Below are 17646 nucleotides of genomic sequence, written 5' to 3'. Positions count from 1 at the left end.
GGTTCAGCGCCGGGTCCCGGTGCCGATGAACTGCCGCTCGTACGGGTCGAGCAGCGCACCCTTGACGGACGTGCTCAGGCCGGTGACGACCTTCAGGTGCACCAGGGGGACCACCGCGTCCGTGCCGAGGATGGCGGCCTCCGCCTTCATCGCCGCGTCCTGCCGCTTGCCCGGATCGGCCTCGGCGCGGGCCTTCTCGACCAGCTGGTCGACGTCCTTGTCGCACAGGAACGACAGGTTGTAGCTGCCGTCGCAGGCGAAGTCGCCGGCCAGGACGGTGACCGGGTCGCCGGTGTCGAGCATCATGTTGCGGGAGACGACGGCGGCGTCGAACTTCTTGGCCAGCAGGTCGCTTTCGAGACGGGCGTAGGTGCGTACCTCCAGCTTCACCGTGAACCCGGCTTTCTGGAGCTGCTGTTGGAGCACCTGGGCGGTCTCGGCCAGCTCGGGCCGGTCGTTGTAGGTGGCGATGGTGATGGCCTTGCCGTCCGGGTCGGTGGCCTTCGCCCGGCCGGTCGGCTCGGTCCTCTTGCTCGCGGCCCAGGTCAGGGCGGGGCCGTAGATGCCGCGGGCGGGCTCGGCGTGCCCCTCGTACACGCCCTTGGCGACGGCGGTCGTGTCGATCGCCTCGCGCGCGGCGGCGCGCAGTCCCGCGTCCTCGAAGACGCCCTGCTGGGTGTTGAGGTACAGGCTGGTGTTCCGCGCCGTGTTGACCTCGTGGACGGTGTTCTGGTCCAACGAGGCCACCTGCGCGACGGGCAGAACCTCGGCGATGTCCACGTCCCCGGTGCGCAGGGCGTTGGCGCGGGCGGTGCCGTCCGAGACGAACTTGGCTTTGATGCCGGACACTTGGGCGCGCCCGCCCCAGTAGTCGTCGTAGCGGTCCAGGGCGGCCGCCGTGTCCCCGGTGGTCCGGGTGAGTTCGAAGGGGCCGGTGGCGGTGCCGAGGGGGTTCACCTTGCCGTCCTTGCCGTACGCCTTCGGGGCGAACACCGCGAGGCTGGGGTTGGTCAGCCGCAGCGGCAGCACCGGGTCGGCCTGACCGGTGCCGACCTTCACCCGGTCGTCGCTCACGGCCTCGGCGGTCAGCTTCACACCGGAGAGCGCGGTCGGTGCCGGGTCGGCCGCGGCGGCGTGGGTGAGCGCGGAGGCGACGGCCTTCGCGGTGACGTCACTGCCGTCCTGGAACGTGGCGTCCCGCAGCGTGAACACCCAGCTTCTGCCGTCCTGTTCGCTGCTCCATGACTCGGCGAGGGCGGGGGCCGCGGTGCCGTTGGCGTCCAGCCGGGTCAGCCCTTCGCTCACACCGAGCCGGGACAGGATGAAGGCGTCCTGGCCGCCGTACGGTGAGTAGTTCTCCGTCGGTTGGAAGGCGAGTGCCACCCGCAGGCGCCCGCCCTCACCCGAGCCGGCGGAGTCGGAGGACGAGCCGTCGTCGTTGGAGGCGAAGCAGCCGGAGAGCACGGGGGCGAGCAGCAGGCCGGCTATGAGGCGACGGCGGGGAGATCTCATGGTCCTCGTTCTGTCTTTCCAGGGCGGACGTTCCCGTACGGGTCTGTCGGCCGACATCGAGCAGCATCATATGAATATGATTTTCATTTACGCAAGCGGGATCTCGAAGTGCACCACCCCGCTGCCACCGCCGGGCACGTCCTCCCTCTCGTCGCAGACGACCTTGCCCAGCGTCCGCCACAGGCTCATCGCGCCCGGCGAGTGCGGGTCCGCGTGCAGGTACACGGACCGGTAACCGCCGTCCGCCCGGGCGAAGTCCAGCAGTTCTTCCACCAGTTGCCGGGCCAGCCCGCGCCGCCGGTGCTCCGGGCGCGTGTACACCCGCCTGAGTTGCGCGGTCTCACCCGAGGGGTACCGCTCGGCCAGCCATCGCGGGTTCGGTGGATGGGCCGGCCCTCGCGCGTCGAGTGCGGCGGTCGCGGCTACCGTCCCGTCCTTCTCGTCGACGGCCACCAGCAGGGTGTGCCGGGGCGGGACGACGTAGAACGACTCCGGATCGATGATGTCGGCGTGCCAGCGCGGCACGTAGCCGGTCCCGAAGTCGCGGTAGACGGTGTCCAGCATCACGGCCCGGGCCTCGTTGAGGTCGGAGGCCGCGGCTGTCCTAATGCGGTACTTCTGCATCTGCGAATCATATGCAGTAAGGGGCGTGACTCACGGCGCGGGGCTGCCACGGTGATCTCGCGTGCTGTGCCCGGTCGTTGTGCGCCGGGACTGCTGCAGCGCCAGTCCGAGGTGACCGGGGTGGATCACGCAGCCAGTACGCGTCGCCTACGGCAAGGTCGAGGTGCCGCCGAAGCAGTACCCGTCGTATGAGGCACTGCCGACCGTCCAACCGCATGGTCAGCGCGGGTCCTTGGCAAGCCGCGCGTTGTCTCTCAGGCGGCGGTCGCGGCGCCGTTCGAGCGTGTCGGTGATCAGGCGTGCTTGCGGCTGGCGGCAAACGTCTCCACGCAGGTGCGCGCGCCGTCGCGGAAGACGCCCAGCCCGGCGGCGTAGTCGACTTCCGAACCGACCCACAGTGCCGACTCGTCGGGTGCCACGTAGATCTTGCCTCCGCCGCGCACGGCGTGCACGAGGCAGACGCCGAGCCCGTCAGGCAGTTCGATGACGTTCAGCACCGGGTCGGTCGTGAGCTTCTCAAAGAGGGCTCTGCCCACCTCGATGAGGCGCTCGGCGTCATTCGTCGGGCTCCCCGCAGTCACCAGTTGCCCCCTCATCCCTCATCTCATGGCCGGGCGGAACGCACACTCTCATACCGTGGAGGGGCCCAGACGAGTAGGCGCTCATGCGGATCTGCGCCTCGCGGGGTCGTCTCGGGCGGTCTGCCGGTCCCGCGTTACGTTGGCGGGATGAGTGATCAACCGAATCTGGGAGTTGCCTGGAGCCGTCTCACCGCGTGGCTGGAGGTGAATGCCCCCGTTTCGTATGCCTCGCTGCTCCCGCCCGCCTCGGAGCAGGCCATCGATGCCGCCGACGCCCAGCTCAGGCAGCACCTCGGCTTTGGGCTCCCTGGGGAACTGACCGCTCTGTGGCGGCTGTGCGGTGGTGTCGAGCACCAGTACATAGCGGCCAACGAGGACGAGGGCGAGGTCGGGTCGGGGGCGTTTTTGCCGGGTGGAGTCCTGCTCGGCCCGGTTGATGCGCTCGGGCCGCGGCTGCCCGAGAGCGGCCGAGCCGACGTGTGGGGCTCCCCGGTGGTGCCGTGGCTGACCGGCGACGAAACGGGCCCTGAGTCCGGGCACTACGTGGGCGCGGACGGCGTCGGCCGCTGGTCGCTGCCGGACAATCTGGCCTGCGACGAGCCCGACTATCCGTCAATCGCCGCCTACGTCGAAGCCGTTCACCGCACGCTCACCGAAGGGCCGGCCGACGCCATGGGCCCGGATGTGCCCGGTCTGGTGTGGGGCTGCCTCATCTGGGACGACCCCGAAGCACCTGTGCTGGACGAGGCGCTGGAGCACTGGAGCCCCCTCCACTGACCCGCGCCTCTGCCCGAGGGCCCGCCGGGTCGGCAGTGATTCAGGGTGGGGTGTCGCCGCGTGCCTGTTCCTGGCGCCGGACTTCGTCGATGTCGGCAAGCCGGTCCAGGCCGCGCACCGCTTGCGCGGTGCGGTGGTTGCGTTCGAGTCTGGGCCGGTGCCGGTCGATAAAAGTCCAGTAGCCGGCCGTGTACGGGCAGGCGCGGGCGCCGGTGCGGTCGCCCGGCCGGTAGACGCACGGGCCGCACAGGTCGCTCATCTTTTTGATGTAGGCCCCGCCGGACGTGTACGGCTTGGTCGTCATGCGCCCACCGTCGGCGTACTGCGACATGCCGACGACGTTGGGCAGCATCACCCAGTCGTAGCCGTCGACGAAGCACCGGTGGAACCAGTCGGTGACCGCGGCTGGATCCCAGCCCCGCTGGAGTGCGTAACTGCCAAGGATCATGAGGCGGGGAATGTGATGGGTCCACCCCATGTCCCGCACCTGGGCGAGGACCGTGCGCAGGCAGCGGGCGTCGACGCTGTCGGCGTCCAGGTCGTTCCACCAGCCGGGCAGTGGTGCGGTGTGCCGCAGCGCGTTGTGCTGCCGGTAGTCCCGGCCGAAGTACCAGTACAGCTGCCAGACGTACTCCCGCCAGCCGGAGACCTGACGTACGTATCCCTCCACGCTGTTCAACGGTGCACGGCCCGCACGCCACTCCGCTTCGGCACCCTCGACGCATTCGGCGGGGTCGAGCAAGCCGAGGTTGAGGGAGGAGGACAGCAGGCTGTGGCTCATCACCTGGTCGGCGGCGAGCATGGCGTCCTCGAACGGTCCGAACGTAGGGAGCCGATGGGTCAGGAAGCGGCGCAGTGCCGTGCGCGCCTCCTTTCGCGTCGCGGGAAACTGGCGCGGCCCGTCCCGTCCGACGAAGGACACATCCCCGTCCCTCTCCCAGCGGTCCAGGTCGTGGCGGACCTCCTCGTCGATCTCGTCCTCGCGCGGCCGGTAAGGCCGGTCGACCGGCAGGGTGCCTGCACCGCGCGGTGGTGGTCGGCGGTTGTCGTGGTCGAAGTTCCACTGGCCGCCGGCGGGCTGGTCGCCGTCCATGAGCAAATCGTGTCCTCGACGGACCCAGCGGTAGAAGTCCTCCTGGAGCAGCCGCTTGCCACCATGGCCGTCGGCCCAGGCCGTGAAGTCCTGCATGGGCACCAAGAAGCCGCGTGCGGGGCCCAGCGTCACCTGCGGCAGCCTGTTCACCAGCGCCAGGGCCGCGTGGGACGTGGGGTGGTGGACGTTGAGCGAGCGACCGCGTGCTGCTCTGTCCAGGCCCTCTTGGTAGGTGTTTGCGCGTACGTAGGTAAGGCGATCGCCCAGCTGTGCCGCGCGATGGCGCATCGCGGACAGGATCAGGTGGGCCTTGGCGCGGTGAAAGCGGCGACGTCTGAACACCGAGCGCGCCTCGATCATCAACAGCGGCGTGTCGCGGGTCAGCTCACTGTCCGCGGAAGGACGCAGAAAATGTGGTCCGAGTTGATCACCGAAGAGCCAGTGCATTTACGGCACCGACCGGCGTAGGTATGCGCCGTCCGGGTCGACGCGTTTGCTCCGAACGGGCGGGTCGAGCACGTAGTGGAGACAGGTGTCGGTCCCGGATCCGGTTCCGGCGATCCGTAGCCGTCTCCGGTGAACCGAGCGACCGCCGGTACGAGCAGACGCCTCGGTGACAAGGTAGGGCAACGGTTCAGCCTGCCGATGTGACTGCGTACTCACTTTGCCGCCTCCCTGAGCTCGCTCCCAGTCTTTTGGCGGCTGCTCAGGGCCGCAACAGCATGCACCGTCAGTCGCCTGGCGCAATGCGCCACCTGGCTACGCAAATGCTGACCGGATGCGCATCGTCCGCGGAGGGGGGCCGCAATCGAAAGCGGCCCCCCCCGTGACTGGCGTGAGTGACGTCCGTCCAGCGCTCTCCAGAGTCACCCGTTCGCGTTCACGCCGCTCATGCGAAGGGTGTGAGGAAGTCGCGCGTGGACAGTGCCCGGTTCACGATGCGGGTGTCGCCGATCCATCCGTAAAAGCCCTGGCCGAACTTCTCGTCGAACTGGGTGGCGCCGAGGACGAAGGGCTTGCCGAGTGTGGTGATGCCCGTCGACGGCTGGGCCGGATTGCGAGCGATCTTCGAGCCGTCGACGTACATCACGGTGCGGCGGCCGTCGTTGACGAGCGCGATGTGCATCCAGCGGCCCACCGGTACGGCGTGACTCCAGGATGTCGGATCGGCGTCCTGGGCCTGGGGGTAGACGACGAACTGAAGGAATCTTTCCGGGGACAGGTTGAGGCTGCAGGTGGGCTCCAGCGGGGACCACCCCGTGGTCTTGCCGGCGTCGCCGTTGCGGCCCTCCCAGCTCAGGATGCCCATCCAGCTGTGGTCGCCGTCGAAGGGCTCGGGCAGCATGATGTGCGTCTCGATGGTGTATCCCCGGGTGAACGTCGCACTGTTGAGGGGAGCGTCCGGGGCGGTGGTGAGGATGGCGCCGCGGTCCGGGCTCTTGCCGCCGTCGAAGCGGAGGCTGGCGTGGGCCGGCTGGCCCGGGTGGTGGTCGTCGGACCAGGTGAGGGCATCCGGCCCGCTCGAGTGCAGCCGGCTCACGGTCAGATCGTTGCCGTTGCCCGTGAGGTCGCGTACGAGCGCTCCGTTGGCCACGGGGGCGCCCGGAGTGCCGGCGGCTTTGGTCCCGGAGGCATCGAAGCGCCAATAGCCGACCGTGCCGCGGGGCATGACGGAGGATGCGGGACGCGGTTTCGGCGCGGGGACCGGTGCGAAGCCCTTGAAGCGCTCGTCGAAGTCGATGCTGAGGCTGAATCGGTCGGTGGGGCCCGTCAGTTCGATCGTCTCGGCCTCGAGGGGCGAACGGTCCGCGGGGTCGCGGGCCAGGAACCACGGTGAGAAAGTCTCGACGTCGATGACCCCGCGCACCAAGTCGAAGTTGTAGAGGCGGATCATGCCGGCGCCGCCGTAGTAGCGGTCCTGGTAGTTGGTGATATGGACGTGGACATCGTTGTCAGAGTCGTTCCTCAGGACGGTGCGCCCCGGCGGCCAGTAGTGCCCGCCCAGCGCGAGGAAGATCTGGTCGTTGCCGCGGATGAGACCGTCCCACAGCCGCTTGCCGTTGCCTGATAGCTGCGCCGCTCCCTCGTCGTCCGCCCAGGCGAGGTCATGCGTGGTGAGCACGGCCGGCAGGGTGGGATGCGCGTCGAGCACCCCCTGCGCCCACCGCAGCCCGTTGTCCGACAACCGCCAGTCGAGGGCGAGCACCAGCCACTCGCGGGACGCGGCGCGCAGCACGTGGTAGCTGTTGTAGCCGTCGGGCGAGGCACCGCGGAAGGTCGGTATCGAGGCGTAGCGCTCGGGGCCGAACGCCGCGAGGTAGGCGGAGTCGCCGCGCTGGTCGTCGGTGGACGAGCGGATGTCGTGGTTACCTGCCAGGACGCTGTACGGCACCTTGCCGTGGATCTGTTTGAAGGTGTCGGCGGCGAGCGCGATCTCCTCCTCGGTGCCGTGCTCCGTGACATCGCCGAGGTGCGTCATGAAGGCGATGTTCGCCTCCTTCTGCTCGGCGACGAGGTAGCGGAACGTGGCGCGCAGCGGCGTCGGATCGGAGCTGTCGGCATCGAAGAGGTACTGCGTGTCGGGCAGCACGGCCAACGCGAACCGCGGACTCTCGGTGTCGAACCTGGACCGACCCATCGCCAGGGGGTTGGCGTGCGCCGGATTCGCCCCCGCTGCCGCGACCGCCGCGCCGGCTGCGGGTATGGCTATCGCGGCCTGCAACAGCAACCGTCTGTCCAGCCGGTTCCTGTCTTCTGCTGTACTCATCTGCCCTCCAGGTCACGAACGGTGGTGTGGAAGGCACAGTGCTGGCCGGCCGTGGCTGCGTGATGGCATCAGACCGAACGGCGGACCCACAAAGGGCGAATGCCCCTATCGGACGACGGGTGGTTGTACTGTCAGTCCTCGGCGGGCACGACGCGTGTGACGGTGCCTTTGAGGTCGGCGTCGAGGTACCCGGAGGCGTAGTCGTCGGAGAGGTAAACGCCCAGGCCCAGCGGGGTGTCGAAGGTTTCGTCGGCGGGGCGGACGGTGACATAACGCAGGGTTGGACGCGCCACGTTGAGGTCCTTCTCGGCACGCTTCAGCAGAGCGGGAACGACGTCCCAGTCGAAGTCGTCAAGGCTGAAAGGGCGTTGACCGCTCATTGCCGTGCCGCTGATGATGCCCTTCTCCACGCCTCTGTCGGGGCGGTAGGTGTAGCTGTCGTACTTCGTGTCGCTGCCCTTGACCAAGATGTTCGCGGTCACGTAGTCGGGATAGACGCTGAGGCTGGACGCGCGGTCTGTGCCGGTCGTGGTCTTGATCTCCGCAAGCGCTGTACGGATGCCGTCCGGTGTGAGCAGCCCGGTCTTTGTGTCGGCTGCGGGTGCTGAAGCCGAGCGGGACGCGTCGGCCGTGGCGGGTGCCGCGCCCGTGGTCGCGGCGGAGGAGGAGCTGGTCGGTCCGGCCGACGGGTCGCGGCCCTGCTCGCCGTCGTCCGGCAGCAGGGACCACACCAGCACGCCCACGAGCACGGTCCCCAAGGCGGACGAAGCGATGGCAGTTCTGCGCTTCGAGCGGCGGCCAGGTCGTGGCGGCGTCTGCTGGGTGGGGCCCATAGGGGCATGACTCGGTGGTCCGAGGGGTGCGCCGAAGTGAGCGGGTGGGGCGAAGCCGGTCGGAGGCGGCCCGAAACCGGCCGGTGCCATCTGGCCGGAGGATGCGTTCGCCGCCTGCGGCGGGGGCGCGAGCCGGTACGAAGTCGCCTTGTCCGCTGCGTCGTCGCGGCCCGGTCCGGCGTTCGCGGACGTGTCCCAGCCTTCGGCGGCCGCCGCGAGCATGTGATCGGCTGCTGCAGTGTCCGGACGCAGTGCGGGATCCTTGACGAGCATGGCGTTGAGGAAACCCGTCAGCGGTCCGCACCGCTGCGGCGGGGGGAGTTCCTCCCTCAGCAGCGCCGCCAGCGTCGCGAGAGTGGTCGCCCTGCGCAGCGGATGATGCCCCTCGACGGCGACGTACAGCATCATCGCCAGTGACCACAGGTCGGAACCCGGACCCCCCTCGCCGCCGGCGATGCGCTCGGGCGCCATGTAGTCGGGTGTGCCGATGAGGGAACCGGTCGCCGTCAGGACCGTCGACTCCCTGATGGCAGCGATGCCGAAGTCGGTGAGGACGGGACGCTGGTCGGGTCGCAGAAGGACGTTGGCGGGCTTCACGTCGCGGTGCTGGATGCCGACGTCGTGCGCGGCGCGCAGCGCGGCCAGCACCTCGCGGCCGAGCCGGGCGGCAGCCACCGGCGTCAAGGGCCCCTGTTCGAGACGGTCCTGGAGGGATCCCCCGGTGACCAGTTCCATGACGAGCCACGGGTAGGCATGGTCCCCTCCGTCCACCACGTGGTGGATGGTGACCACATTGGGGTGCTCGACACGGGCGAGCGCCCTTGCCTCGCGCAAGACCCGGGCCCGGAGCATGGCCGCGGCCTGCGGATCGTATTCGGCCAAGCCCGGATCCGACGGCCGGACCTCTTTGAGCGCCACGGCCCGGTCCAGGATCAGATCGCGCGCCCGCCACACCATGCCCATGCCGCCGCCTCCGAGCCGTGCCTCCAGCTCGAAGCGCCCGTCGATGACCCGTCTGCCGGATTCCCCGTCGCTCATGGCGTGGAGCCTACGAGATGCCGGTGACAGGCCCACCTCGAGGTGGCTTTGCCAACGGCAGCGGTCCGATGGAGCCCAAGGCGAGGGGCAGTATCGCTGCAACTCAGCCTGTGAGCACCGGTATCAGGATGAATGCCTGCCTGGCTGCCCCGGCCGTTCACGGAAACCATGGCCGGGCGGGACCGCTTGGAGTCCCGCACACCCTGCGTTCCCCCGAGAGGCAGTGATCCCTTGTGAGTTCGAGCGGACGTCCGGATGCATCCGCCGAGGCCGGGGCCGAGCCCGGGCCGGAGTCGTTCAACCGCTGGCGGTACACGGGAGTCTTCCTGCTGCTGTTCCTGTTCGGAACGGAGACGTTCATCGTCTCCCCGTTGCTGCCGACCATCGCGGACGACATCGACGTCTCCGAGACAGCCGCCGCCCACAGCGTCACCGCGTACGTCCTGGTCTACGCCGTCACCGCGCCCTTCCTCGGGCTGCTCAGCGACCGCTTCGGGCGCAGGCGGACCCTGCTCGCCGGTGCGGGGCTCTTCCTGCTGTCCAACGCCGCCGCCGCGCTGTCGACGGGACTGGCTCTGCTCATCGTGTCGCGGGCCCTTGCCGGGCTTGCCGCGGCCGCGGCGGGGCCCGCGATCTGGGCGCACATCGCCGAGACCGCCTCCGAGCGGGTGCGCGGGCGCGCCCTCGGGCTCGGCATGGCCCTGTTCTCCTGCGGCCAGGTCATCGGTGTGCCGCTGGGGGGACTGCTGGCGGGCGCTGCGGGCTGGCGCTCGGCTTTCCTCGCGCTCGCGGCCGGCACCGCCCTCGCGGTGCCCCTGCTGCTGCGCCAGGTCGCCGGAGGCGTCGCGCCCGGCACATCGAGTACCGGCAGCGGGGCGTTCGGCGCGGTGTTCGCCGCCTGGGCCCATCCCGCGCTGCGCAGGTCCCTCACCGTCAACACCGCTTTCCACGCAGCCAACCTCGGCGCCTATACGTTCCTGGGCGTCGTTCTGGTCGACCGGTTCGACCTGTCGGTGTCGGCAGTGGGGCTGGTCGGGATTCTCGTCGGGGCCGGTGGTGTCGTCGGCTCGCTGCTCGGCGGCAGGCTGGGCGACCGGGCCAGGGCGGCGGGACGCCACCACTTCCCGCTCCTGCCTGTCTGGGGCGCCCTGCTGGCGTTCGGCATCGCGCTCTCGGCCAAGGGGCCCGGAATCGTGCTCGCGCTGCTGGGCGTGGCTGTGTGGTTCGTGGCGAGCGGAGGGTTCGTCATCGACCAGCAGACGCTGGCGGCCACGGCCGCGCCCGATCTGCGGGCCACCTCCAGTGCCTGGCTCACCTCGACGATGTACGCCGGCACGGGACTTGGCGCCTGGGCCGTGGGCGTCTTCGACGACGCCGGCACGGGGATCCTGGTCGTCGGCGCGGGTCTGGCGGCGGTCGCGGCACTGGCGGCGTTCGCCGTCAACGCCGGACTGCGGAGTTCGGGGACCGGGCGGGCGGACGAGGCGCCCGCCGACGGTCCGGCGAAGGGAGAGCCGATCCGCTCCTGAACGGGAATCCGCTCCTGCACGGGACGGAGAGGGAGCTGCCGAGGAGAGCGGCAGGCGGAGATCAGCCCGCCTGTCGCTCTCCCGCGTCCGGGTCCACTGCCCGCAGGGGCCTGTCGCAGAGCGCCGCCATGTGCGCCCGGTCCCCTTCGGTCAGCGGGGTGAACAGCAGGACGAGCGCCGAAGGGTCGTCCACCGGGTGGAAGGACGACAGGGACAGGGTCAGGGGTGCGGATCCCGGCGGCTGCACCGTCACCGATCGGGCCGTCAGCTCTGCCACGGAATGGCAGCTCCACCAGTGGCGCAGCTCGGGCGCGTCCTCCTCGAGCCGGTCGTAGAGCTCGCCGGTGCGGGGGTCGGCGAGCGCGGGGCCCGCCTGGGCGCGGAAGTGCTGGAAGATGTTCATCGCCAGGGGCTCCCAGTCGTGCAACACCGTCCTCAGCCGTGGGTCGGCCACCATGAGCCACATGAGGTTGCGCCGGTCGGCGGGAACGGATTCGGGGGTGCCCCACAGGGCGCTCCACGCGGGGTTCCAGGCGAGCAGGTCGAAGTGACGGTCCAGCAGCACCGCGGGGCTGGTGGGCCAGGAGTCCAGGACGGGGCGGACGGTGGCGGCCAGACCGTCCGGCTCGGGTCCGTCGGCCACCGGCTCGTGATACCCGGCCAGGCGCATCGCGTGCCGCAGGCCCGCCGCGTCCAGCCGCAGCGCCCGGGCGACGGAGGTCAGCACCTGTCGGGAGGCGGTGACCCGGCCCTGTTCCAGCCAGGTGTACCAGGCCAGTCCGACGCCGGAGAGCGAGGCGACCTCCTCGCGGCGCAGGCCGGGCGTGCGTCGCCGCACCGTGGCCGTCAGGCCCACATCGGCCGGCTTGAGCAGTTCGCGGTGAGCTCGCAGAAAGGCGCCCAGTTCCTGACTGGGGCCCGGGACGGGCGTGGACATGGTGACGGCTCCTCGGACTGCTCGGTCGGTGGTCGGGGCTGTATCGCGACGTTGCCCGGGTGGGGCGGGTCCGTACCGCAGCCGTACGGACCCGCCGGTCTCTCACCCTAGGCGGTGGTTCAGGTACGTGCGGTGAGCTTCCACAGCCGTACCGGCATCGAGCTGACCCGGCCGCTGCGCTCCTGGCGTTCGAAGGCCACGCGGCCCACCGTCCGGAAGAACTCGGCCCGCACCGCGGGCTCCAGCACCGACGCGTAGTAGTCGCCGAACGTCGCCGCGTGGAAGTGCTCGTACTGCGCGGCGCCCTCTACGGTGACCACCGCCTCACGCTCGAATGTCGCCTCGACGGTGAAGAACTCGCCCAGCAGCGTGCCGAGTTCGTCCGCGGCGCGGGTGCGCGTGGCTATGGGCAGCACATCGCGGTCCTCGAACAGGCCCGGCACCGACTCGGACGGGATGCCGAGCGCGTCGAGTGCGTCGCGCACGATGTCGTCCTCGCCGCCGAATCCGTGGCGGTCGCGCGCGGGGTGATACGTCGTCAGCAGGAAGGTCCCGCCGGGCGCCAGGTGCTCCCGGGCCCAGGCCAGGACCCGGTGCTCCACCGGGTACAGCCAGTGCAGCACGGAGGTCATGGTGATCACGTCCGCGCGGTACGGCAGTGGGGCGGGCGCGGTCAGGTCCGCCTGGTGCAGGACGACCCGCCCGCCGTGGGGCCGGAGCCGTTCGCCGGCTTCGGCGAGGCGGTGCTCGGAGCGCTCCAGCCCGACGGCCAGCCGCAGGGAGGGGTGGCGTCGCAGGGCGGCTTCGAGCAACTGCCCGATGCCACTGCCGAGATCGACGAGGACGCCGGGTTCTCCGGTCACCTGGTCCAGGACCCAGTCGCGGTCGTGGACCTGACGCAGTCGGCTGGCATCGTCGTACCCGCTCAGGGTACGGGCCTGGGCCTCGGTGTCGGACAGGGTCACGGGCGCTCCTCGGTCGGGTGGGCTGCGGGGGAAGGGGCGGAGGCGGCCGGAGCGTCGGCGGGGCCTGAGATGAGGCGCTCCAGGCGGCTGCGCACCTCGCTCTGGTCGTACCGCTTGAACAGGTTGATCCGGTTGCGGGCGAGATCGCCACGGTGGACGAGTTCGTAGAGGTGCTGGCGCTGGCCGAAGCCGTCGCCGGTCAGTTCCCAGGCCAGGCGCAGCAGCCGGGACTTGCGTTCGGCGTCGATGTCCTTGCCGCGCATGTACCGGTCGAGGAAGGGCCGCAACCGGGGGTGAGCGAGGTCGTTCTCGGTGGGTTGCATGAGCAGGCCGGAGGCGCCGATGCGGCGCAGGACGTCGACCGCGCTGTCGGCCACTTCAGCGGACCAGACGCGGCTTGCGGCGGTGTCGCCGGGGGCCAGCAGTCCGCCGTCGGTGAGGGTCGCGCGGGCCTCGGCGGCGTCGAGGAAGATCTCTGTCAGTTCGGTGTACGAGGCCAGGCGGCCCAGGTCCTCCTGGATGTTGCGGAAGCCGTCCACGCCGATACTCTCGGCAACGAGGGTCGCCGTGGCCAGCAGGGTTCGCAGCCGTTCCCGGTAGCGGACGTGGCCGATGTAGGCGGACCAGGCGTTGATGCGGGCGAGGCCGGTGCGGGCGAGGGCGCCGTCGCGCAGCAGGAAGACGCGGTCCCAGGGGACGAGGACGTCGTCGAAGAAGAGCATCGCGTCCTGCTCGTCGTAGCGTGCGCCCAGCGGGTGGGCGTGGCCGAACGGCTCGGCGCCCAGGGGCTCCCGGCACAGGGTGACCAGGCCCGGTGTGTTCAGCGGCAGCGCGAACCAGACGACGAACTGCTCGCCGCGCCGCTGGGTGAAGGACGCCGAGAGGTAGACCAGTACCTCGTGGGCGAGGGGGGCCAGGGTGGTGAGCTGTTTGGCGCCGCGTACGACGATGCCGTCGTCGTTCTCCTCGAGGACACGCAGTGCGAGGTCGGGGTCGTCCAGCGGGTCGGCGGAGCGGTCGATCTGCGGGTCGCCCAGCGCGTGGGAGAGGACGAGGTCGTTGGTGGCGCAGTGCCGGTACCAGGCGTCCGCGTGTGCGCCGAACCCTGGCCGGGCGCGGTCGAGCTGGTTGCGGAAGTCGTGGACGCCGACGGCGATCGAGGCCATGAAGGCGGGGGAGCGCCCGTGCTGGCCGAAGGCGGCGGCGTGCCAGAACTCGGCGCTGCGACGCTGGAGTTTGAGCTCCTCCAGGGTGCGCGGCGGTTGGTAGGCGCGGGCCAGACGCAGCCCGCTCTCGGGGTCTTTGTAGGTGAGCAGGTCCTGGTGTTCCGGGTCGTGCTGGAGGTCCAGCAGGTCGGCGAGGGTGTCGACGGCCGGGCGGAAGGCGGGGTGCCCGGCGGGGTCGCTGATGCGTCGGCCGTCGAGGTACAGCTCGCGGCCGTCGGCGAGTTCCTCGCGGTACCGGTCGCCGGTGAGCAGCCCCCGGCCGGTGCGGGCGGAGGTGTCCAGGAGGGTCATGTACGGGCTCCCGTGGTGGGTAGGTGGGGGCGGCGGGCGAGCGAGCGGTATTCGCCGTGGTGGTAGAGGAGCGGCTCCCCGGGGCCTGCGTCGGCGGCGACGACCCGGCCGACGAGGATGACGTGGTCTCCGCCGGGTAGCACGGCGTGCAGCCGGCAGTCGAAGAAGGCCAGGCAGTTCTCCAGCACGGGGACTCCGGTGGCCTCGGGGCGCATGGGTGCGACGGTGAACAGGCTCAGGGCCTGGCCTGCGCCCGGTGTGGCGAAGTGCCGGGCGAGCGGCTCCTGATGGCCGGCCAGTACGGACACGGCGTAGCGGCGGCTGTTGCGCACGGCGGCCGCGAGTGGGCTGCGGGCGGCCACGGCGACGCTGATCAGGAGGGGGTCGAGGGAGAGGGTGCACAGGGAGGAGACGGTCTTGGCGAAGACCTCCTCGCCGTGCCGTGCCGTCAGTACGGCGACGCCGGTGGTCCAGCGGCGGGAGGCCTTGCGGAAGACGTCGGCGAAGGTGGTGTTCGCCTGGGTGCTGCCCGGGTCGCCGTTGCGGGAGTCGGCACTGTCCGTCGGTGTGGGGGTGTCGATGCCCCGGCCGGTGCTCATCGCAGGCCCACGCGGTAGGCGCGCAGCCACTCGTCGACCTGGACCAGGTGGTCGAGGCCGCCGACCGGGTTGGGCGCGGTGCGCGGGCTGGGCAGGGTCCGGCCCTCGGCCAGGGCCCTGCGTACGGTCTCGCGGTCGACCAGGTCGAACACCGGGGCGGCGGGGTCGGCGAGCAGTTCGTGCGCGCGGTCGGTGAGCACCTGGGTGTAGCGCACGGCGGGCGTCGAGGGATAGCCGCTCTTGGGGCGGTCGGCGACCTGGGGCGGCAGCAGGTCGCGTACGGCGTCGCGCAGCAGTCCCTTGGGCCGGCCCTCGGGTGCCTTGAGGGACCAGGGCACGTTCCAGGCGTACTCCACGAGCCGGTGGTCGCAGAACGGCACGCGTACCTCCAGTCCGACGGACATGCTGACGCGGTCGACGCGCTCCAGCAGCGGCGGCAGCCACCGGGTCAGCGCCAGATGGAACACCTCCCGGACCCGGCGCTCCGCGTCCGGCTCGCCGGGCAGGGCGGGGGTGCGGGCCAGGGAGTCGCGGTACTGCTCGGCGGTGTACTCCTCGGGGCGGACCTCGGCCCGCACCTCCGGGCGCAGCAGCGCGGCCGGGGTGGGGCGGCCGTGCAGCCAGGGGAAGGTGGGGGCGGCCAGGGCGTCGGGGGAGTGGAAGTAGGGGTAGCCGCCGAAGATCTCGTCGGCTGCCTCTCCGGACAGGGCGACCGTGGAGCGTCGCCGCACCTCGCGGAAGAGCAGGTGCAAGGAGGCGTCCATCTCGCCCCAGCCGGGCCGGTCCCGGGCCCGCAGCACGGCCTGCCGGGCGTCGAGGAGGTCGTCGTCGGGGATGACGACGGAGGTGTGCAGGGTGCCGATGTGCTCCGCGGCGGCCTGGACGAAGGGGGCGTCGGCGCCGGTGCGCCAGTCGTCGGGTGCCTTGTCGGTGCTGCCGGGGAAGTCCACCGAGAAGCTGCTGACCTTGCCCTGGCCGGATTGTTCGTGGGCCTGTGCGGCGAGGGCGGTGATGGCGCTGGAGTCGACGCCCCCGGAGAGCAGGGTGCACAGCGAGACGTCGCTCATGAGCTGGCGTTGCACGGCATCGGCGAGCAGGTCGCGGACGGTGCGGCGCGTCGTCGCCGCGTCGTCGGTGTGCGGCTGGGAGACGAGCTGCCAGTACCGCGACTCGCGGACGGCGGAGCGCCGTACGGAGACGAGATGGCCGGGGCGCACCTCGTGCAGGCCGCGGAAGAGGCCGTGGCCTGCGGTGGGCGCGGCGGGCAGGGCGAACAGTTCGGCGATGCCCTCGGCGTCGAGTTCGGCGCGGAACAGCGGGTTCGCCAGCACGGCCTTGGGTTCGGATCCGAACAGGACACCGGTGGCGTGGCTGTGCCAGTACAGGGGTTTGATGCCCAAGTGGTCGCGGACCAGGAGAAGTTCCTCGGTGCGCTCGTCCCACAGCGCGTAGGCGAAGATGCCGTTGAAGCGGCGGGGGGCGTCAGTGCCCCACTCGATGTGCGCTCTGAGCACCACCTCGGTGTCGGAGCGGGTGCGGAAGGTGTGGCCGAGGGCCTGCAGTTCGCGGCGCAGTTCCTGGTGGTTGTAGAGCTCGCCGTTGTAGGTGAGCACGGTCTGCGGCTGTCCGGTGCCCAGGGGCTGGGCGCCGCCTTCGAGGTCGATGACGGAGAGGCGGCGATGGCCGAGCCCGGCGTGGCGGGAGAGCCAGACGCCGGAGGCGTCCGGGCCGCGGCAGGCCAGGGTCTCGGCCATGGCCGCGACGGTGGCGCCGCGGGTGCGCAGGTCGGTCTCCCAGTCGATCCATCCGGTGACGCCGCACATCACTGCTCCTGTGAGGGGTCGGGCGTGGCGTCCTGGGACGCGGGGGCGGTTGCTTCCCAGCGGCAGCCGTGGCCGGTGGGCCCGGTGCGCAGGCTGTGCGAGGGCTCGAATCCTTTGGCGCGGATGTTCTCCGAGAGGGCCTTGGTGCAGTAGGTGCACGGTGAGGCGAGGGTGAGGCGGACGCCGGAGCGGCGGGCCTGCTCGCGGTAGTCCCAGATCGCGCAGTGGGTGATGGTGAGGGCGGCACGGCTGGTGCCGTCGGTCTCGACGCTCTCGTCGAACTCGTAGTCCGATCCGTACAGTTCGGCCTGGCGTGCGATGCGGTGGACGGGGTCGGCGGCGCCCCTGCCGTGGTCGGGTTCGACGTCCCGGTGGACCTCGGCGATGGCGCGGGCCCATCGGGTGAGGGCGTGTTCTCCGAAGCGGGCGACGAGGAATCGTTCCATCAGGGCCTGGCCGCGGAAGAAGACGCGTTGCCAGTCCAGGGAGGTGGCGGTGGCCGGGGCGGGCAGGTCGGCGAAGATCTCCGACTGGAGGGCGAACCAGTCCGACAGGTGGGTGGGGTTGTGCCGAGCGGCCAGCAGCCGGGTCAGCCCCGACTCCGCCTCGTGCAGGCGCTGGCGCCACAGGGACGACCGCTCGGCCTCGGGCATGCTGCGATAGGTGTTGCGCAGGCGGTCGGCCGGTTCCGGGTGCGGCCCGGCCGTGTGGGGGGCACCCAGTACGGCGGTGACGGGGCGTCCGGTCTCCGGGGCGTCGGCGGAGTCGGTGGGGGACGCCGGAACCCTCGGGGAGCCGCCTTGCGCGATGCCTCCTGCGGGCGCATCGCTCATCTCGGGTCTCCTTCGTGATGGGAGCGGAGGGGGCCTGTTGTCCGGCAACGCTATGAAGCGGCTGACCACGCCAGTAGCCCCGAAGGGCGGCACCGGTGGCGACCTTTGGAGCAGGGCAACTGCTCCGAAGGTCGCCCCTTGGCCGGAGCGCTCCGGAGCACTGGGCGCATAGGGGGATGCCGAGGGTGGCCCTTTGCGGGCCCGGCCACCGAGGGGGA

The 17646-nt window shown here is 70.9% G+C and carries 14 protein-coding genes; 2 read left to right on the top strand and 12 right to left on the bottom strand.

Going from position 1 to position 17646, the window contains the following annotated elements; genetic code table 11:
• Positions 1-3: 3 nt before the first annotated feature.
• From M8H82_RS19170 to M8H82_RS19160, 3 genes are all read right to left on the bottom strand, one after another.
• Positions 4-1512, bottom strand: coding sequence for an ABC transporter substrate-binding protein (locus M8H82_RS19170; protein ID WP_250075678.1), 1509 nt, complete (start codon positions 1510-1512; stop codon positions 4-6).
• Positions 1513-1599: 87 nt separating this feature from the next.
• Positions 1600-2136, bottom strand: a complete 537-nt coding sequence (locus M8H82_RS19165; RefSeq protein WP_250075676.1) for a GNAT family N-acetyltransferase — start codon at positions 2134-2136, stop codon at positions 1600-1602.
• A 293-nt stretch (positions 2137-2429) separates the two neighbouring features.
• The gene (locus M8H82_RS19160) at positions 2430-2717 is read right to left on the bottom strand and encodes a hypothetical protein (protein ID WP_250075674.1); all 288 of its coding nucleotides are present in this window, start codon (positions 2715-2717) and stop codon (positions 2430-2432) included.
• Between the two features lie 147 nt (positions 2718-2864).
• On the opposite strand from M8H82_RS19160, the gene M8H82_RS19155 reads away from it, so the two are divergent.
• On the top strand, positions 2865-3494 hold the full coding sequence (locus M8H82_RS19155; protein ID WP_250075672.1) for a hypothetical protein: 630 nt from the start codon (positions 2865-2867) through the stop codon (positions 3492-3494).
• A gap of 40 nt (positions 3495-3534) precedes the next feature.
• On the opposite strand, the gene M8H82_RS19150 is transcribed toward M8H82_RS19155, so the two are convergent.
• The 3 genes from M8H82_RS19150 to M8H82_RS19140 all read right to left on the bottom strand — a co-directional run bounded on the left by M8H82_RS19150 (position 3535) and on the right by M8H82_RS19140 (position 9225).
• Positions 3535-5034, bottom strand: coding sequence for a cryptochrome/photolyase family protein (locus M8H82_RS19150; protein WP_250075670.1), 1500 nt, complete (start codon positions 5032-5034; stop codon positions 3535-3537).
• Positions 5035-5476: 442 nt separating this feature from the next.
• Positions 5477-7354 carry a LamG-like jellyroll fold domain-containing protein gene (locus M8H82_RS19145; RefSeq protein ID WP_250075669.1) on the bottom strand — a complete coding sequence of 626 codons (1878 nt, stop codon included), beginning with the start codon at positions 7352-7354 and terminating at the stop codon, positions 5477-5479.
• Between the two features lie 131 nt (positions 7355-7485).
• Positions 7486-9225: a serine/threonine-protein kinase gene (locus M8H82_RS19140; protein WP_250075666.1), complete on the bottom strand. Its 1740-nt coding sequence runs from the start codon at positions 9223-9225 to the stop codon at positions 7486-7488.
• A gap of 233 nt (positions 9226-9458) precedes the next feature.
• On the opposite strand from M8H82_RS19140, the gene M8H82_RS19135 reads away from it, so the two are divergent.
• Positions 9459-10754 (top strand): MFS transporter, encoded by a 1296-nt coding sequence (locus tag M8H82_RS19135; protein WP_250075665.1) that lies wholly within the window; start codon positions 9459-9461, stop codon positions 10752-10754.
• Between the two features lie 61 nt (positions 10755-10815).
• On the opposite strand, the gene M8H82_RS19130 is transcribed toward M8H82_RS19135, so the two are convergent.
• The 6 genes from M8H82_RS19130 to M8H82_RS19105 all read right to left on the bottom strand — a co-directional run bounded on the left by M8H82_RS19130 (position 10816) and on the right by M8H82_RS19105 (position 17428).
• A complete protein-coding gene (locus M8H82_RS19130; protein ID WP_250075663.1) occupies positions 10816-11691 on the bottom strand; it encodes a helix-turn-helix transcriptional regulator in 876 nt (291 codons plus the stop codon).
• A 119-nt stretch (positions 11692-11810) separates the two neighbouring features.
• A complete protein-coding gene (locus tag M8H82_RS19125) occupies positions 11811-12656 on the bottom strand; it encodes a class I SAM-dependent methyltransferase (RefSeq protein WP_250075661.1) in 846 nt (281 codons plus the stop codon).
• Complete coding sequence (locus M8H82_RS19120) at positions 12653-14173, bottom strand: 4-hydroxyphenylacetate 3-hydroxylase family protein (RefSeq protein ID WP_250075658.1); 1521 nt, start codon at positions 14171-14173, stop codon at positions 12653-12655. Before M8H82_RS19120 ends, M8H82_RS19125 begins: the two co-directional genes overlap by 4 nt.
• Complete coding sequence (locus tag M8H82_RS19115; protein ID WP_250075657.1) at positions 14170-14772, bottom strand: flavin reductase family protein; 603 nt, start codon at positions 14770-14772, stop codon at positions 14170-14172. The genes M8H82_RS19120 and M8H82_RS19115 overlap by 4 nt, the downstream gene beginning before the upstream one ends.
• A complete protein-coding gene (asnB, locus tag M8H82_RS19110) occupies positions 14769-16595 on the bottom strand; it encodes an asparagine synthase (glutamine-hydrolyzing) (protein ID WP_250075655.1) in 1827 nt (608 codons plus the stop codon). Before asnB ends, M8H82_RS19115 begins: the two co-directional genes overlap by 4 nt.
• A complete protein-coding gene (locus M8H82_RS19105) occupies positions 16595-17428 on the bottom strand; it encodes a hypothetical protein (RefSeq protein WP_250075653.1) in 834 nt (277 codons plus the stop codon). The genes asnB and M8H82_RS19105 overlap by 1 nt, the downstream gene beginning before the upstream one ends.
• Between the last annotated feature and the right edge of the window lie 218 nt (positions 17429-17646).

The sequence above is a fragment of the Streptomyces sp. YS415 genome (genome assembly GCF_023544665.1).
In the GTDB taxonomy this organism is placed as follows: domain Bacteria; phylum Actinomycetota; class Actinomycetes; order Streptomycetales; family Streptomycetaceae; genus Streptomyces.
Note: the sequence above shows the minus strand (reverse complement) of the source record. Positions and strands in the feature narration are given on the sequence as shown.

What these genes read in the sequence shown, in the direction of transcription:
- asnB (WP_250075655.1), bottom strand. Translation starts at nt 16,595, where the DNA reads ATGTGCGGCGTCACCGGATGGATCGACTGGGAGACCGACCTGCGCACC.
- M8H82_RS19145 (WP_250075669.1), bottom strand. Translation starts at nt 7,354, where the DNA reads ATGAGTACAGCAGAAGACAGGAACCGGCTGGACAGACGGTTGCTGTTG.
- M8H82_RS19105 (WP_250075653.1), bottom strand. Translation starts at nt 17,428, where the DNA reads ATGAGCGATGCGCCCGCAGGAGGCATCGCGCAAGGCGGCTCCCCGAGG.
- M8H82_RS19130 (WP_250075663.1), bottom strand. Translation starts at nt 11,691, where the DNA reads ATGTCCACGCCCGTCCCGGGCCCCAGTCAGGAACTGGGCGCCTTTCTG.
- M8H82_RS19155 (WP_250075672.1), top strand. Translation starts at nt 2,865, where the DNA reads ATGAGTGATCAACCGAATCTGGGAGTTGCCTGGAGCCGTCTCACCGCG.
- M8H82_RS19150 (WP_250075670.1), bottom strand. Translation starts at nt 5,034, where the DNA reads ATGCACTGGCTCTTCGGTGATCAACTCGGACCACATTTTCTGCGTCCT.
- M8H82_RS19165 (WP_250075676.1), bottom strand. Translation starts at nt 2,136, where the DNA reads ATGCAGAAGTACCGCATTAGGACAGCCGCGGCCTCCGACCTCAACGAG.
- M8H82_RS19120 (WP_250075658.1), bottom strand. Translation starts at nt 14,173, where the DNA reads ATGACCCTCCTGGACACCTCCGCCCGCACCGGCCGGGGGCTGCTCACC.
- M8H82_RS19115 (WP_250075657.1), bottom strand. Translation starts at nt 14,772, where the DNA reads ATGAGCACCGGCCGGGGCATCGACACCCCCACACCGACGGACAGTGCC.
- M8H82_RS19140 (WP_250075666.1), bottom strand. Translation starts at nt 9,225, where the DNA reads ATGAGCGACGGGGAATCCGGCAGACGGGTCATCGACGGGCGCTTCGAG.
- M8H82_RS19170 (WP_250075678.1), bottom strand. Translation starts at nt 1,512, where the DNA reads ATGAGATCTCCCCGCCGTCGCCTCATAGCCGGCCTGCTGCTCGCCCCC.